The organism is Pseudomonas sp. QD4 (assembly GCF_049199125.1).
GTDB lineage: Bacteria > Pseudomonadota > Gammaproteobacteria > Pseudomonadales > Pseudomonadaceae > Aquipseudomonas.
In genome coordinates, this window is sequence record NZ_JBLZOM010000003.1 from 42,612 (window position 1) to 60,280 (window position 17,669).

At 65.7% G+C, this 17,669-nt stretch carries 5 protein-coding genes; 1 reads left to right on the forward strand and 4 read right to left on the reverse strand.

Features of this window, described 5'->3' with window-relative positions:
• Positions 1–227 precede the first annotated feature (227 nt).
• The 3 genes from ACOZJV_RS20445 to ACOZJV_RS20455 form a co-directional block, all read right to left on the reverse strand.
• On the reverse strand, positions 228–1,274 hold the full coding sequence (locus ACOZJV_RS20445) for a hypothetical protein (RefSeq protein WP_421548353.1): 1,047 nt from the start codon (positions 1,272–1,274) through the stop codon (positions 228–230).
• Between the two features lie 36 nt (positions 1,275–1,310).
• Positions 1,311–2,345 (reverse strand): hypothetical protein, encoded by a 1,035-nt coding sequence (locus ACOZJV_RS20450; protein ID WP_421548354.1) that lies wholly within the window; start codon positions 2,343–2,345, stop codon positions 1,311–1,313.
• Positions 2,346–2,571: 226 nt separating this feature from the next.
• Positions 2,572–15,594 (reverse strand): non-ribosomal peptide synthetase, encoded by a 13,023-nt coding sequence (locus ACOZJV_RS20455; protein WP_421548355.1) that lies wholly within the window; start codon positions 15,592–15,594, stop codon positions 2,572–2,574.
• 374 nt (positions 15,595–15,968) lie between these two features.
• Here ACOZJV_RS20455 and ACOZJV_RS20460 point away from each other — a divergent pair, with 374 nt between their 5' ends.
• Entirely contained in the window at positions 15,969–16,517 is a 549-nt protein-coding gene (locus ACOZJV_RS20460; protein ID WP_020299746.1) for an RNA polymerase factor sigma-70, read from the forward strand.
• A 96-nt stretch (positions 16,518–16,613) separates the two neighbouring features.
• Here ACOZJV_RS20460 and ACOZJV_RS20465 read toward each other — a convergent pair whose 3' ends face one another.
• Entirely contained in the window at positions 16,614–17,627 is a 1,014-nt protein-coding gene (locus ACOZJV_RS20465) for a GNAT family N-acetyltransferase (RefSeq protein ID WP_078470623.1), read from the reverse strand.
• Positions 17,628–17,669 lie beyond the last annotated feature (42 nt).

Sequence of the window (17,669 nt, forward strand, 5' to 3'; positions counted from 1 at the left end):
GCAGCAGGCAGAGGTGGATCAGCACCTCTGTGTCCGCGACCAAAGGCAACAGGAAGTCAGATTGATTGAGGCACCTGTAGCCGCTGCCGCCGGGCTGCGCTGGCCAGGATAGCCGCCGATAGGGTGTCAGTGGTTTGGGGGTGTCGTGGAGGGCCAGCGCCCGAACGCGGCCCGAGCCTGGCGGCAGCGGCTACAGGGTATCGGGGCGACGGGGTTGTAGCGCAACCTCACTCACGCCGCTCAATGATATTCGGCAACTGCTCGGTCATGCCGTGCGCCGTCAAATACCGGGTCACTTCGTCGACCCAGGCCTCGTTCGAGGCGATACCGGCCCAGGCCTGGCTGCCGACTCTGTGGTAGGGGCGGTCGTCGAAGGTGTAGATCAAGCGCTGGTTGACGTGGCTCAGGTCGAGGTTGTTCTTTTCACTTTGACGCAGCAGGGCATTCAGGACTTTCTGTTCCTCTTCTTCATTGCGGCGGTAATGGGACAGTTTCGGCGAGCTGAGGACCAGGAACTGCGGCGCGACCTGTTCATCCAGGGCCGCCTGCAAGCGGTAATGGCCATCCAGGATCAGGTAGGCATTCAGGCCGCTGACGTACCACAGCAGGATCGGCGGCAGGCTGCCCTCGCGCGCCTTTTTGCGCCACCACTTCAGGCGTCCGGTAAGGCGTCCGGAAAACCGGTCCACCGCGTGCAGGCCGACCACCGCCCCGCCGGCTTCCCCGAGTGCGACCCAACGTGGCGCGCCGGGCTCCTGGTTGCTCAGGAGGTTGTCGCCCCGTATCGACCACTCAGGCAGATGGCTCAGGGCGTCCTGGCCGCCGACGAAATTCCAGCGCTGTTCCTGTGCCCACTGGCGCTGTATCAGCTTCAGCGGCTGATGCCACAAGCCGCGCACCAGCCAGTAGCCGGGGTACAGGAAGTCGGGCTGCTGGTGCCGCAGCTGGTCGATGAAAAACCGGCTCCAGGCCTTTAAGCGCAAGGCCGGCGCCAGTTGCGCATGCTGTTCGACCGTAGGCGAATCAATGGCCTCGACCAGGGTCAGCGGCAGTTGCTCGAGCAGGGTGTTGCGGATCAGCCACACCCCGTAAAAGCAGCGCGACAGGGTGCCCCAGAGCAGGGTCTGATCCCCCAGCACCAGTTGCATGCGCAGGTTGTCGCCACTGAGCAGACGCAACGGCGGCTTAGCAGCGGACGGCCGTTTCACGTCCACGCCCAGGCCGCTCCAGTTGCCTGCGAGGTCCTCGATATCACGCCAGAAAATCTGTTCCACCTTCACTCCTCAATCCCTGCCTGCCACCCGCGAGGCTCACGCCTTGCGCTGAATAATGTCCTGCAAATGCCCGGTTTCACCCTGGGCCTGCAAATGCCGGCTGACGTCATCGACCCAGGCCTGGTCCGAATCGATCCCGACCCAGGTGTGGGTCTGCGGGGAATGCTCGGGGCGGTCGTCGAAGGCGTGGATCAGCACGTCATTCATGCTCGCCGGGTTGAAGTTGGGGTACTTGTCGATCTGCCGGCGCAAGGTTTCCAGCACCTGTTGCTGCCAATCGGGGTCGGGCTGCACCGGCTGGATATGGGTCGAGCTGAGGACGATAAACTGCGGCGGGCGGTTTTCCTCGATGGCGGCCTGCAAGCGGTAATGGCCATCAAGGACCACATAGGCACTGAGGCCACCAACGAACCACAACAGGATCGGCGGCAAGCTGCCCTCGCGCGCCTTCTTGCGCCACCACTTCAGGCGCCCGGCCGTGGGGTCGACGCGGCGCAGGCGTATCAGGTTGCTGTCGTGGGACCACCAGTTGATCCAGTGCACCGGCTCCACGGCCAGGTCGTCGGCCAGCGCCGTGCCCCGCAGGCGCCAGCCCGGCAGGTGGCTGGAGGTGTCGTCGATGGAGGCAAAGGACCAGGCCGAAACGCCGTTGCGCTCGATGCCACGAATGTTGTCCGGGTCCGGCAGCAGGCCCCGGGCAATCCAGTAGCCGGGGTAGAAGAAGTCCGTTTGCAGGCTGTGCAGTTGGCTGACGAAATGGCGGCTCCAGGCCTTGAGCCGCGCGTCGGGGGCCAGCGCTTGATGCTGTTCGACCTCTGCCGAGGAGATGCTCGGCAACAGTTGCAGCGCCTCGGCCGCCTGGGCATTCCTGATCAGCCACACGCCGTCGCAATAACCGGCCATGGTCGCCCAGAACAGTGGCGTGGCGCCCAGCATCAGTTGCATCCGCCAGTTGTTGCCGGTCAGCAGGTGCAGCTCGGGCTTGCGCGCCTCGCCCTCGACCTGAACCCCGAGGCCCACCCAGCGGCCTTGCCGACTCTCGATATCCCGCCAGTAAAGCTGTGCCGTCATCGTCCCTGATCCTTGACTCTTGATTCTTGATTCTTGAAAACCTGTCTGAAACAACAATGCCCGGCAGCAACGATGAGGGCGCTGGCGGGCATGGGGGCGGGACTATAGCAAGGATTGCCGCGCAAGATGGAGGCTGGGCTGACCTTGGATTCGCCTACGGGTGGGTTGGCGGATGGAGGGGGACAGCGCAGCCTCGTGCCTCGGCAGCGGCTACAGGGTCAGTGGGTTAGAGGCCCTCCAGTTCGGCCATGAGATCGCTCAGGCGGTCGGCTTTTTCTTCATCGATTTCGCTGGTGCCCAGGCCGTCGATGTACTCGGCCAGTTCCTGCACCGTGCTGCATTCGAACATGGCCCGCAGCGGTACGTTGCGTTGCAGTTGCTTTTGCACCCGCGAGGCGATCTGCGTGGCCAGCAGCGAGTGGCCGCCGAGCTCGAAGAAGTTGTCGCGGATACCCACCTGCTCGACCTTCAGTACCTCGGCCCAGATCGCGGCCAGGGTCTGCTCCAGTTCGTTGCGCGGTGCCAGGTAGTCCTGGCCTTGCAACTGGCCGATTTCCAGGGCCGGCAGGGCCTTGCGCTCGAGCTTGCCGTTGGCGTTGAGAGGCATGCGCTCCAGCCATAGCCAATGCAGCGGCACCATGTATTCCGGCAGTTCGCTGCGCAGTTGCTGCTTGATCCGCTCCAGGCGTTCGCCGGGCGTGCGCGCCGAGTCACTGGCCACCAGGTAGCCCACCAGGTGCTTGCCATTGGCGCCCTCTTGCACCCCGACCGCCGCTTCGCGAACGTCCGGGTGCTCGTGCAGGCGGGCTTCGATTTCCCCCAGCTCGATGCGGTAGCCGCGGATTTTCACCTGGTGGTCGATGCGCCCGACGTACTCCAGCACGCCATCGCTGCGGCGCCGCGCCAGGTCACCGGTACGGTACAAACGCTCGCCCGGCGCGCCGAACGGGTTGGGCACGAACACCTGGGCGGTGCGCAGCGGATCGCTGACATAACCGCGCCCGACACCGGTGCCGGCCACGCACAATTCGCCGACCGCACCCAGGGGTGCCAGGGCCAGGGCGTCGTCCATCAGGTACAGCAGGTTGTTGTCGGTGGGCGTGCCGATCGGCAGGTAACTGCCACGGGTCGAGGCCTGGTCGACGCGGAAGAACGCCACGTCATCGGAACATTCGGCCGGCCCGTAGGCATTCACCAACCCCACCTGTGGATAACGCAGCAGCCACTGATGGGCCAGTTCCGGTGGCATCGCCTCGCCGGTGGGCAACATCCAGCGCAGGCCGTCGAGCGCCACCGATTCCTGGGCGAGCATGCCCTGGATCAATGACGGCACGCTTTCCAGCACGCTGATGCCCTGGGCCTGCACGTGTTCCAGCAAGCCCTGGGGATCCTGGGCCAGGGCGTTGGGCACGATGTCCACCCGCGCCCCGAACAGCGGCGCAGCGAGGAACTGCCAGACCGAAATATCAAAGCTCTGGGACGCCGTCTGGGCGATCACATCGGCCTCGCTCAGTTGCAGGTACGGCACCTTGCTCAACTGGTTATTGAGCATGCCGCGCTGCTCCACCATCACGCCCTTGGGCAGACCGGTGGAACCCGAAGTGTAGATCACGTACGCCAGGTTGTCCGGGGCGCTGTAGCGGCCCGGGTTGCCCTCGGCAAAATCGCCGGCCTGCACCGCCTCCCACACCAGCAATTGCGGGCGGTGGGCACAGGCCAACTCGTCGAGCAGGTGCTGCGCTTGTTCACGGCAGGCTTCGGTGCACACCAGCAACGGGGTCCGGCTCAGGTCGATGATGCGCTCCAGGCGCTGGCTCGGCAGGCCCGGGTCCAGGGGCAGATAACCGGCCCCGGCCTTGAAGCTGCCGATGATCATGCCCAGCAGGTCCAGGCCGCGCTCGGCCAGCAGCGCCACCGGTTGATCGAAGCCCACGCCCTTGGCCAGCAGGGCATGCCCCAGGCGGTTGCTGCGTCGGTTTAACTCGGCATAGCTGTGGTGCTGATCCAGGCAGGTGGCGGCAATGCGTTGCGGATGGGCCGCCACCTGCGCCTCGAACAGCTCGACGTAACTGCGCTCCAGCGGATAATCACCGGCGCTCTGGTTGCAGTCGTGCAACAGGAATTGCTGCTCCTGCTCGCCGAGCAACGGCAGGTCGGCCATGTCCCCGTGCAAGCCGTGCATCAGCGCCAGCAGCAGGCGCTTGAACTCGCCCAGCATGCGCTGCACGGTGTTCTCGTCGAAGTAACGCTGGTCGTAAGAGAGGTGCAGCCCCAGGTCATCCCCCGGGTAGCACACCGCCGTCAGCGGGAAGTTGGTGTGGGTGCGGCCCGAATCCGAGGTGGCATTGAGGCTTTGCGCACGGTCCAGCACCGAGACTTCCACCGGCGCGTTCTCGAACACAAACAGGCTGTCGAACAGCGGCTGGCCCTTGGGCAGTTCACTGTGTTCCTGGATGCTCACCAGCGGCAGGTATTCGTACTCGCGCAGCTCCATGTTGCTGGCCAGCAACTCGCCGAGCCACTGGCGCACGCTGCACGGCTGATCGTCAGCCGGCATCTTGACCCGCAGCGCGACGCTGTTGATAAACAGCCCCACCGTGCGTTGCATCTGCGGCATCTCCACCGGGCGTCCGGCCACGGTGACGCCGAACAGCACGTCGCGCTCGCCGCTCAAACGCCGCAGCACCAGGGCCCAGGCCGCCTGGGCGAAGGTGTTGATGGTCAGTTGGTGCTGCTGCGCCAACTCGCGCAATTGCGCACCGTCGCAGGCATCGAGACGGGTGTAGCAGTCGCCGACGGTCATGCCGCCGCTGTCACCGGCGTGTTCACGCAGGAAAGGCCGGTCGCTGGGGATCGGCGTGGTCTGCTCGAACCCTTGCAGGTTGCGCTGCCACCACTGGCGCGCCTCGGCCAGGCTCTGACGTTGCAGCCAGCCGATGTAGTCGCGATAGCGCGGCGGCACGTCCAGTTGCGGGTCGCGGCCTTCGCCGAGGGCGCTGTAGATCTCGAAGAAGTCATTCATCAGCAACGAGCGGCACCAGGCATCGATCAGGATGTGGTGGTTGCTCATCATGAACCAGTAGCGGGTGGCGCCGACGCGGATCAGCCGCAGGTGGAACGGCGCCTTGTCCAACAGTTCGAACCCGGCTTCGCGCTCACGCTTGAGCAGCGCTTGCAGTTGGGGCTCCTGCTCGACCTCGGCTACCGCAGTCCAATCCAGGTACTCGATCGGCGTGCTGCCCGGCTTGTGGATAACTTGCAGCATGTCCTCGCCGACGTTCCAGCAGAAGGACGCGCGCAAGGCTTCATGACGGGCGATCACCGCCTGCCAGGCCTTGGCGAAACGCTCGGGGTCGAGTGCGCTGTTGATGCGGTAGCGGTCCTGCATGTAGTACAGGCCAGTGCCCGGCTCCAGCAGGGTGTGCAGCAACATGCCCTCCTGCATCGGGGTCAGCGGGTACACGTCTTCGATCTGCGCCGCCGGCACCGGCAAACCGTCTAGCTGTGCCTGGGTCAGACGAGCCAGGGGGAAATCCGAGGGCGTCAGGCCGCCGGCATCGTCCTTGAGGCAATGGGCAATCAGGCTGCGCAGCTCGCCCAGGTAGGCCTCGGCCAGGTCGGTGATGGTCTGGCTGTCGAAGCGCTCGGCGCTGAAGGTCCAGCGCAGCACCAGTTCGCCGCCATACACCTGGCTGTCGACGCTCAGCTCGTTGGGCAGCGGTGCGTCCGGCGAGTGGGCCGGGCCCACCGGCTCGTCCAGGGGGCGGAACAACGCGTCCTGGGCAAAACTCTGGTCGAACTGCCCCAGGTAGTTGAAGGTGATCGGCGCCCGGGGCAAGGCGGCCAGGGTCTGGCGGCTCAGGTCGTCGGCCAGGTAGCGCAGCACGCCATAACCCAGGCCCTTGTGCGGCACCGCGCGCAATTGCTCCTTGATGGCCTTGATCGAGGCGCCCTGCCCGGCTGCTTCTTCGATCTGCAACGGGGTCAGGCGCAACGGGTAGGCACTGGTGAACCAGCCCACGCTGCGGGTCAGGTCGATGTCGTCGAACAGGGTTTCGCGGCCGTGGCCTTCGAGCTGGATCAACGCCGAGTCCTGCCCGGTCCAGCGGCACAGCACCCGCGCCAGGGCCGTCAGCAGCAGGTCGTTGACCTGGGTGCGGTAGGCGGCGGGCGCCTGTTGCAGCAGTTGCTGGGTGCACGGGGCATCCAGGGTCACGCTGACGGTCTGCCCGTGCCGGTGTTGCTGCCCGCCCTGGGCGCGCTCCACCGGCAGCTCGGCGCTGGGACCGGCCAATTGGTCCTGCCACCAGCCCAGCTCTTCGCGCAGGGACTCGCTGCCGGCATAGGCCTGCAAGCGCGCCGCCCAGTCGCGCAGGGCACTGGTTTTCAGCGGCAGACGCGGCGCCTGCTGCTCGAGCAACTGGCGGTAGACGCTTTGCAGATCGTCCAGCAGCACGCGCCACGAGACCCCGTCGACCACCAGGTGGTGAATGGCAATCAACAGCCGTTGCTGGTCTTGCGGCCCGTCCACCAGCAGCGCCCGCATCAGCGGCCCCTGCTGCAGATCGAGGCTGCGCTGGGCGTCGCTGAACAGTTCGAGGCAACGCTCCATGGACGGCACGCGCACGTGCCACAGCAGCGGCTCGTCACCCAGGGCCTGGTGTTCGGCCTGCCACGCGCCCGAGTCCTGGCTGAAGCGCAGGCGCAGGGCGTCGTGGTGCTCCAGCACCGTCAACAGGGCCTGCTCCAGGTGCTGCGGATCCAGCGACTGGGTCGGTTGCAGCAGCAAGGCCTGGTTCCAGTGCTGGCGCTCGGGAATGGCGCTGTCGAAGAACCAGTGCTGGATCGGCGTCAGGCCCGACGCGCCGCTGAGCAGGCCTTGCTCGGCACTGACCTGATGGCTGCGACTGGCGACGGCGGCCAGGGTCTGCACGGTCTGGTGCTGGAACAGGTCACGCGGGCTGAAATGAATACCCAGCTGGCGCGCCCGGCTGACCACCTGGATCGACAGGATCGAGTCGCCCCCCAGTTCGAAGAAGTTGTCGTTCAGGCCGACCTGGGCCAGGTTCAGCACTTCGCACCAGACCTGGGCCAGGGTCTGCTCCAACTCGTTGCTCGGGGCCAAGTACTGCTGGCGGTTGAGCTCCGGGTCCGGCAGGGGCAAGGCGCGACGGTCGAGCTTGCCGTTGGCGGTCAGGGGCATGCTCGCCAGCAGGATCAGGTGGGTCGGCACCATGTAGTCCGGCAACTGGCTTTTCAGGTGCAGCTTGAGCGCATCACGCAGGGCGTTCTGCTGCTCGGCGCCGTGCTCGGCCGCCTCGCTCACCAGGTAGGCCGCCAACTGCCGGCCACCGGGCATCTCCAGCGCCAGCACCACCGCCTCACGCACCGCAGCATGTTCCAGCAGGCGGGTCTCGATCTCCCCCAGCTCGATGCGGAAACCACGGATTTTCACCTGATGGTCGATCCGCCCCAGGTATTCCACCAGGCCGTCGGCACGCTGGCGCACCAGGTCGCCGGTGCGGTACAGGCGCCCGCCCTCGGTGCTGAACGGGTCGGCGACAAAGCGTTCGGCACTCATGCCCGGACGCTGGTGATAGCCCTGGGCCAGGCCGGCACCGCCGACATACAGCTCACCGGTGGCACCTTGCGGCACCAAGGCCAGGTCGGCATCGAGAATGTAGGCGACACGGGCGCCGATCACGCTGCCGATCGGCACGCTGCCGACGCCCTCCTCCAGCACCTGGGGTGCGAGGCTGGCCAAGGGCATGACCACGGTTTCAGTGGGGCCGTAGGCGTTGAAGAACAGGCTCGGCTGGAACGCCCCGCGGATCCGGCTCAGGTGCTCGCCGGTCAAGGCTTCGCCGCCGGTGATGCACATGCGCACCGGCAGGGTTTCACCCTGGGTTGCCAGCCACTGCGCCAACTGGCTGCCGTAGCTGGGGGTAAAGCCGAGGATGTTGATCCGGTGCTGGCGGATCAGTTGGCAGATCTCCTGCGCGTCCCACTGGCCCTGGGCCCGCAGCACCACATGGGCGCCGCTGAGCAGCGGCACCAGCAGGCGCTCGGTGGCGGCGTCGAAGTTGATCGAATAAAAGTGCAGCTCGCAATCGTCGGCGCGCATACCGAAGCGCTCGATCACCGCCTGGCAATGCATGGCGATTTCGCCGTGGGCCACCACCACGCCCTTGGGTTTGCCGGTGGAACCCGAGGTGTAGATCAGGTAGGCCTGATGCTGCGCCAGGCTGATAAAGGGCAACTCACTGGCCGGGTAGTCGGCCAGCAGCGCGCCGTCTGCCTCCAGGCACCAGCGCCCGACCGTGGCCGGCAGCGGGCCCAGGGCCTCGAACATCGCGCTGTCGCTGAGCAGCAGGCCGATGCCGCTGTCTTCGATCATGTAATGCAGGCGGTCCAGCGGGTATTCCGGGTCCAGGGGCACGTAGGCGCCGCCGGCCTTGAGGATCGCCAGCAAGCCGATGACCATTTCCAGGGAGCGCGGCAGGGCCAGACCGACCCGGACCTGGGGGCCAACCCCACGCTCACGGAGCATCCAGGCCAGGCGATTGGCGCGCTTGTCGAGCTCGCTGTAGCTCAGGGTCTGCCCGGCAAATGTCAGGGCCGGCGCGTCCTGGCGAAGCTGCGCCTGCTGGCTGAACAGCTGCTGGATGCACTGGTCGAGACGATGCACCCCGGGCTCGATGCCCAGGCTGTCCAGCAGCTGCTGTTGCTCGCCGGCGTCCAGCAGCGGCAGTTCACTCAAGCGCTGCTGCGGATTGGCGATCAGCGCCTGCAGCAGGTTGCGCCAGTGCCCGGCCATCCGCGCAATGCGCGGCTCGTCGAACAGGTCGGTGCTGTAGGTCAGGCAGCAACCCAGGCGATGGTCGAGGTCGGTGACTTCCAGGTTGAGGTCGAACTTGGTCGCCCGCGCGTCGTTGGCCAGGTATTCCACGCTCATCCCGGCCAGTTGCCGGCTTTGCTGGAATTCCCAGCGCTGCACGTTGCACATCACCTGGAACAACGGGTTGTAGGCAGCACTGCGCGGCGGTTGCAGGGCTTCCACCAGGTGGTCGAACGGCAGGTCCTGATGGGACTGGCCCTCGATCACGGTGTGCCGCACCTGCTCGAACAGCTGGGCCACGCTCATCTGCCCGTCGAGCTGGCAACGCAGGACCTGGGTATTGAGGAAGGCACCGATCAGCCCTTCGCTTTCCGGGCGGATGCGGTTGGCCACCGGCGCGCCGATGCGCAGGTCGGTCTGGCCGCTGTAGCGGTACAGCAGCACTGCCAGGGTCGCGGTCATGGTCATGAACAGGGTCAGGCCCTGTTGCGCATTGAAGGCGCGGACCCGCGCTGCCAAATCGTCACTCAGGTCGAAGCGGTACAGCTCGCCCTGATGGCTTTGCACCGGCGGCCGCGGACGGTCGCTGGGCAACTCTAGCAGCGGGTGCTCGTAGCCCAGTTGCGTGGTCCAGTAGTCGAGCTGGCGCTGGCGTTCGCCGGCCTCCAGCCACTGGCGCTGCCACACGCTGTAGTCCAGGTACTGCACCGGCAAGGGTTCCAGGGGCGACTCGCGGTCGTCGATAAAGGCTTCGTACAGCGCGCTCAACTCCCGGGCGAAAATATCCATCGCCCAGCCCTCGGTGACGATGTGGTGCAGGGTCAGGACCAGGTAGTGCTCCTGCTCGCCGGCCTTGACCAGGCACACCCGCAGCAGCGGGCCGGTCTCCAGGTTGAACGGTGTATGCGCCTCGCTGTCGGCCAGTTGCTGCAGACGCGACTCCCGGGCCGCAGCGTCGAGCGCGGAAAAATCCTTCCAGGCCATGCGCACCGCGCTTTGCCCGTGCACCTGTTGCCGGGCCACGCCGTCGACGCTGGGGAAGGTGGTGCGCAAGGTTTCATGGCGCATGATCAGCGCCTGCAACGCCGCCTCGAAACGCCCGATATCCAGCACACCGCTAAAGCGCGCCATACCGCCGACGTTATAGGCCGGGCTGTCGGGCTCCATTTGCCACAGGAACCACATGCGCTGCTGGGAATAGGACAGTGGCACCGGCAGGCTGCGGTCGACCTTGGCAATCGGCGGCTGCTGGTTGCGTTGCCCCGCTTCCTGGATCAATCGCACCTGTTCGGCAAAGTCCCCCAGCTCGCTGGCTTCGAACAGCACCCGCAGCGGCAGCTCGACATCACAGGCCTGGCGGGTGCGGGAAATAATCTGCGTGGCAAGCAACGAGTGGCCGCCCAGGGCGAAGAAATCGTCACGCAGGCCGATCCGTTCCTGGCCCAGCACTTCGCGCCAGACCCCGGCGATTTGCTGTTCCAGGGCGCTGCTCGGCTCAACGTGCTCGCGCACCTGCCACTGCGGCTCGGGCAAGGCACGGCGGTCGAGTTTGCCGCTGGGGCTCAGGGGCATGGCCTCCAGGCGCAGCAGTTGCGCCGGCACCATGTAGTCCGGCAGCTCGGCGGCCAGCGCGGTTCTCAGGCGGACACTCTGCGCCGCGTGCTCCTCGCTGCTGTCACTGCTGGTGTAGTAGCCGATCAGTTGCGCCCCGGCCAGGGTGTCGCGCACCAGTACCGCAGCCTGGGCCACGCCGTCCTGGGCCAGCAGCCGCGCTTCGATTTCCTGCGGCTCGACGCGAAAGCCCCGCAGTTTGACCTGCTGATCGAGGCGTCCGAGGTATTCGAGCACACCCTCGCGGCTCCAACGCACCCGGTCACCGGTGCGGTACAGGCGCTCGCCGCTGACGCTCAGCGGGTCGACCACAAAACGTTCGGCGGTCAGCGCCGGACGTCCCAGGTAGCCACGGGCCAGGCCGTTGCCGCTGATGCACAGCTCACCCGGCACGCCGGCAGGCAATGGGTTGAGGTCGTGGTCGAGCACGCGGCAAATCACATTGCCCAGGGGCCGGCCGATGGGCGAACGTTCGCCGTCGGCATCGGTGCAGTGCCAGTGGGTAACGTTGATCGCGGTCTCGGTCGGGCCATAACGGTTGTGCAGTTGCACCTGCGGCAGTTGCTCCAGGACTCGGCCGCGCAATTCGGCAGGCAAGGCTTCGCCCCCGGAGAACAGGCGGCGCAGGCTTGTGCACTGGGCGGCCAGGGGCTCATCGATAAACAGCTGCAACAGCGGCGGCACAAAGTGCAGGGTGGTCACGCCGAAGTCCTGCACCAAGCGGGCGATACGGTGCGGGTCGCGATGCTCGCCGGGGGCGGCGATCAACAACTGGCAACCGGTGATCAACGGCCAGAAGCACTCCCAGACCGACACGTCAAAACTGATGGGCGCCTTTTGCATCAGCACATCGCTGGCGTCCAGGCGGTAGGTGGCCTGCATCCACTGCAAGCGTTCGCTCAGCGCCTGATGGGTCACGCCCACACCCTTGGGCTGGCCGGTGGAACCGGAGGTGTAGATCACATAGGCCAGGTGCTCGCCATCCAGGTGCAGGCCCGGGGCCTGGCTTGGCCAGGTGTCGAGCTTGAGGCTGTCCATGGCGATGGTGCTGACGCCCTCGGCCGGGGGCAGGCGCTCGAGCAGGTGGGTCTGGGTCAGCAGCAGCTCGACGCCGCTGTCGCCCAGCATGTAGGCCAGGCGCTCGGCGGGGTAATCCGCATCCAGCGGCACATAGGCGCCACCGGCCTTGAGGATCGCCAGCAGGCCGATCAGCAGGTGTGGCGAACGCTCGGCGGCAATCGCCACCCGCACATCCGGGCCCACGCCCTTGTCGCGCAGGTAATGGGCCAGGCGGTTGGCCTGGGTGTGCAGCTCGGCAAAGCTCATCTGGCCGCCGTCCCACAGCAGGGCACTGCGCTCCGGGGTCAGCCGCGCCTGTTCGCAGAGCAGCTCCGGCAGCCAGCGCGTGGCCGGGGCGCAGGGGGCGCTGCTCCATTGCAGTTGCTGGGCCTGCTCGGCCGGGTTGAGCAGTTGCAGGTCGCCAATTGCAGTATCCGACTGCTCGCAGGCCTGTTGCAGCAGGCTGACGAAATGCTCGGCCAGACGCTCGATGGTGGCGGCGTCGAACAGTTCATCGGCGTAGTCGAAGGCCAGGCTCAGGCGCCCATTGCGGTCTTCGTCGCTGTGCAGTTGCAGGTCGAACTTGGCTTCGCGGCTGTGCCACGGCAACTCTTCGGCCAGCAGCCCGGGCAGCCGGCGCAAGGCGCTGAGATCGCGCTGCTGGTGGTTGAACATGACCTGGAACAGGCCCTGCTCCCGCGCCTGGGGGAAGGCTTCCAGCAGTTGTTCGAACGGCAGGTCCTGATGGGCCTGGGCTTCCAGCGCGGCTAGCCGGGTCTGTTGCAGCAGCTCGGCGAACGACAGCCGCGAATCGATGTTGGCGCGCAGCACCTGGGTGTTGATGAAGAAGCCGATCAGGCCCTGGGTTTCCAGGCGCGGGCGGTTGGCATTGGGCACGCCGATGCGCAGGTCGCGCTGACCGCTGTAGCGATACAACAGGCTCTGGAACGCCGTCAGCAGCACCATGAAGGCGGTCGATTGCTGGGCCTGGGCGGCCTCGCGCACTGCCTCGCTCAGGCTCGCGCCCAGGCGCAGACTGTGGCGTGCGGCGCTGCGGGTGAGCTGCGCGGCGCGTGGGTGGTCGGTGGCCAGTTCCAGGCTCGGGTGCTCGTCCCCCAGTTGCTGTTTCCAATACGCCAGTTGGCGTTCGCCCTCGCCCTGGGCCAGCCACTGGCGCTGCCAACTGCCGTAATCGGCGTACTGCAACGGCAGGGGCGCAAGCGTCGCCACCTGCCCCTGGGAGGCCGCTGCATACAGGCGCGAAAACTCGTCGATCAGCAGGTTCAGCGACCAACCGTCGGCAATGATGTGGTGCAAGGTCACCAGCAGTTGGTGCTCTTCGTCGTCCAGGCGCAGCAGGGTGACCCACAGCAGCGGGCCGTGCTCCAAGTCGAACTGGGTGCGGGCTTCGTCCTCGCGGATCTGCCGGGCCCGGGCTTCGCGCTCGGCCGGCGGCAGGTCGCCGAGATCGATCAGTTGCAGGTTGAATTCAGCGCTCGGGGCCACCTGCTGCAGGGCCTGGCCGTCGCGTTCGAAAAAGCGCGTGCGCAGCGATTCATGGCGTTCGATCAATTGCTCGAAGCTGGTGCGCAGGGCGTCCTGGTCCAGTTCGCCGCGCAGGCGCAAACCGGCGGGAATGTTGTAGGCCGTGCTCTGCGGGTCGAGTTGCCAGGTGATCCACAGTCGGTTCTGGGCCAGGGATTGCGGCAGGGCCTCGCTGCGGGACAAGGCGCCAATGGCGCCCTGGGCCAGGCCGCCGTCCTGTTGCAGGCGCGCCACCTGGGCAGCAAAACCGGCCAGGGTCGGGGCCTCGAACAGCAGCCGCAGGTTCAGTTCCAGGCCCAGCGCTTCCCGCAGGCGCGCCACCACCTGGGTCGCGGCAATCGAGTTGCCGCCAAGCAGGAAGAAGTGATCATCGGCCGCCACGTGGGGCACTTGCAGCTGCTCGGCCCAGATCTGTGCAATCACGGCGTGCAGCTCACTGCTGCCCTGCTCGGCCGGGGTCGACTCAAGGGCGCCCCCGTGCGACGGCGGGAACAATCCATAGTGATCCAGGCTGCCATCGGCCAGGCGCGTGCGGCAGGCCGAGCGTTGCAGTTTGCCGCTGGAGGTCTTGGGCAACGCCCCCGGGTTGAGCAGCACCACCACGCTTGGCGCTTCCTGATAGGCCTCGGCCACGGCCTGGCGAATCAGCTTGATCAAGGCCTCGGGCGCCAGGATTTTCTGCACGCTGCGGCTGATCTCGGCGGCAATGCCGATGCCTTCCACGCCCTGCTCGGTGACTGCGAACGCCGCGACCCGGCCTTTGCGCACCACCTCCACTTCACGCTCGATGGTTTGCTCGATGTCCTGTGGATAAAGGTTGTGCCCGCGCACGATCAGCAGGTCTTTCAGGCGCCCGCTGATGTACAGCTCGCCAGCGCGCATAAAGCCCAGGTCACCGGTGCGCAGCCAGGTGCGACCAGCGTGCTGGACAAAGGTCTTGGCGCTGGCTTCGGGGTTGCGCCAGTAACCGTGGGCGATGCTCGGGCCGGCGGCCCAGACTTCGCCCACCTGGTTTTCGGCCAGTTCGGACAAGCTGTGAGGATCGACGATCAGCACCGCGTGCAGCGGCTGGCTGCTGCCGCAACTCATCAGCGCATTGCCGCTGCCCGGCTCGGCGCAATTGCGCGCCAGGGCCCGGTCATCCAGGCGCAACGCCGGGATGCCCTGGCCACGGGTACCGCCGGCCACGAACAAGGTGGCCTCGGCCAAACCATAAGACGCAAAGAACTGATGGGAGGTGAATCCGCAGGCGGCGAATTTCTCGGCGAAACGCTCCAGGGTGTCCAGGCGAATCGGCTCGGAACCGGAATAGGCCACGCGCCAGCGGCTCAGGTCCAGGCGCGCCAGGGCAGACTCGCTGACCCGCTCGCTGCACAGGCGGTAAGCGAAGTCCGGGCCACCGCTGATGGTGCCGCCGTACTCGCTGATCGCCTCCAGCCAGCGCAGGGGCCGACCGAGGAAATACCCCGGGGACATCAGGACACAGGGCACGCCGCTGAAGATCGGTTGCAGCAACCCGCCGATCAGGCCCATGTCGTGGTACAGCGGCAGCCAACTGACGATCACATCATCGGGGTTAAGGTCGATGCCAAAGCCGCGACGGATCAGCAGTTCGTTGGCCACCAGGTTGCCATGGCTGACTTGCACACCCTTGGGCAGCGCCGTCGAACCGGAGGTGTATTGCAGGAAGGCGATATCGTCGGCCGCCAGCTCAACGGCCCGCCAGCCCTGGGCCAGGCTCGGATCCAGTGTGTCGACACAAAGCAGGGGCGGTGCACCGGGGGCTTGCAACTCTTCCATCTGCAGCAGGGATTCACGCAGGCCGGCACTGGTCAGCAGCAGCCTGGGCTCGGCGTCGGCGATGATCGAGATCAGCCGCTCCTGGTGATGGCGCCGGCTCGACTCCGGTGGATAAGCCGGGACCGCGATCACCCCGGCATACAGGCAGGCAAAAAACGCCGCGACATAATCCGGCCCGCTGGGGAACAGCAGCACCGCCCGGTCGCCCAGCTCGGCGTTGGCTTGCAGGGCCGCAGCCAGGGTCCGCGCGCGCAGATCGAGGTCGCGGTAAGTGAGGACCACGTTCTGATCCTGGTCTTCGGCAAGAAAGCGCAAGGCCACTTGATCGGGCGTCTGAGCCGCCCGGCGTTGAAGGGCGTGGGCCAGGGTGCTGGGGAGTTCGAACGCGTCCGTCATGGGGTTTCCTGCCAGGATTATGCTTGCAATTGGTGTCGATCCGGGAGCTGCCTAGCGCCTAACAACCCTTTTATAAACAAAGGGTTATGCCGATATACAGAAGGTTTTAAGCGCTGCACGACAAGGCTCTTGGCCCGTGACCTTTCTCCAATGAGAACGGATGACGTCTTGAAATAATTAGTCGCCATCCTGCGCTCTCAAGGCTCGGCGCCGGGGTCAGACGTGCAGCAGTTCTCAATCTGCACCTCAGGGGAGCATTAATTCTCTTTCTCAATTGACAATCATTATCATTAAGCCTAATTTGTCGCTCGATGTGTAGGACGAGTCCCAATCTTCTGTCGTCCCACTTACCTCCCTGCAACAAGGTGATTTCCATGACGGAACAAGTATCCACAAGCAAGTGTGATTCACCGCTTCTCCAGGCGTTTGTCGATAACCGCCTGATTCTGGTCAAGATTGCCGCGCGCATCACGGGCTGCCGCTCGCGCGCCGAAGACGTGGTGCAGGATGCGTTCTTCCGATTGCAGTCGGCACCGCAGATCACTTCATCGTTCAAGGCCCAGCTCAGCTATCTGTTCCAGATCGTGCGCAACCTGGCGATCGACCATTACCGCAAGCAGGCGCTGGAGCAGAAGTACTCAGGCACTGAAGAGGAAGGTTTGAATGTGGTCATTCATGGCGCGTCCCCGGAAACCTCGCACATCAATTTTTCGACCCTGGAACACATCGCCGACGCCTTGACCGAGCTGCCGAGTCGCACCCGCTATGCGTTCGAGATGTACCGCCTGCACGGCGTGCCGCAAAAGGACATCGCCAAGGAGCTCGGCGTCTCGCCGACCCTGGTCAACTTCATGATTCGCGATGCCCTGGTGCACTGCCGCAAGGTCTCGGGCAACCGCGCCGATACCTACGCCCGCCGTTGAACCCCGCCTCTTCCTGAGGTCAGCAACTCGCTTGCAGCCGACCAGGGCCCGGAGCAGAAAACTGCACCGCCCTCGCCGGCAAGCCCGCTCCCGGGATTACAGCAGGGAGCAATGATCGAAAAAGCGTTCACGCCCCAACATCATCAAGGCCGCGCGCTTGTGGGGAAAATCGAACTCCTTCTCGCAGTGAAAACACTGGTTGTGCATGTAGCCGATCATCTTCGCGTTATCGGCGCGCGGCTCGGCAACCACCGTCTGGGTGCGCGGGTCGTCGAGAAACAGGTAATGCACCAACGCCGATAACCAGCTCGCCACCTTGTGCGGGCCGCGCTGATCCTCTTCTCCCACCAGCATGTGAATGCCGCGATCGTAATTGTCGGCGTCATAGAACGGCGCAATCCGGTCTTCCTTGGCCCAGTAGGCTTCGAAGTAGGCGAACGGCTGGTCGTCGAAACAGCCGATCAGGGTCAGGGTGTGGGGGTCGGCCTGGAGCTTGTCGAGGTATTCGCGGTGCTGCTCGAGGCTGCCGCCTTCCTGCCAGAAACTCAGGACCCGCGGGTTGTTCTGCCAGCGGTTGAAGCGCGCCAGGTCGCTCTCGATCTCCAGGGTGCGCAACGACACCCAGGCCCCCAACCGCGCATCGAAGCGTCGATAGACTTCACCCCGGGGCTTGACCGGACGTCGAGGGTGGCGCTTGCCGTCGCTGATGATCATCTGCTGTGGATAACTGCCCGTCAGCGACTCGCCCAGCCAGGGCTGCGGCAACTGCCAGAACAGGGTGCGCTGGCACAGGTACTGCTCGGCGTGCTCGCCGGCTATCAGCAGCCCGCTGCGCAACGCCTCATCAGGACGCTCGGGCAGGTGCCAGGTCAGGCTCTGGCAGCTCGGGTCGCGGGCGAACAACCAATAGCAGGCGGCCCAGATCGCCTGGCCCAACGGCCGCTGGTGCAGTTGCAGCAGGTGGACCTGGGTCTGTTCCTCACGGTCGAGGCGCAGTTGGATCAGCAACTGCCCTTCCAGTATCAGGCTCAGGCAGGTGGCGGTTTCATCGGCGGCAAGGCGCTGCCCCTGGGGCAACGCCAGGGCGCTCAGATCGTTCAGGTTGGACATGGGTCGGGCTCACGATAATCGTCGACAGTTCAAGCAAGTGAC

Bases quoted from the DNA above. Each gene is read 5' to 3' on its own strand.
- ACOZJV_RS20450 (WP_421548354.1), bottom strand. From the start codon at position 2,345: ATGACGGCACAGCTTTACTGGCGGGATATCGAGAGTCGGCAAGGCCGC.
- ACOZJV_RS20455 (WP_421548355.1), bottom strand. From the start codon at position 15,594: ATGACGGACGCGTTCGAACTCCCCAGCACCCTGGCCCACGCCCTTCAA.
- ACOZJV_RS20460 (WP_020299746.1), top strand. From the start codon at position 15,969: ATGACGGAACAAGTATCCACAAGCAAGTGTGATTCACCGCTTCTCCAG.
- ACOZJV_RS20465 (WP_078470623.1), bottom strand. From the start codon at position 17,627: ATGTCCAACCTGAACGATCTGAGCGCCCTGGCGTTGCCCCAGGGGCAG.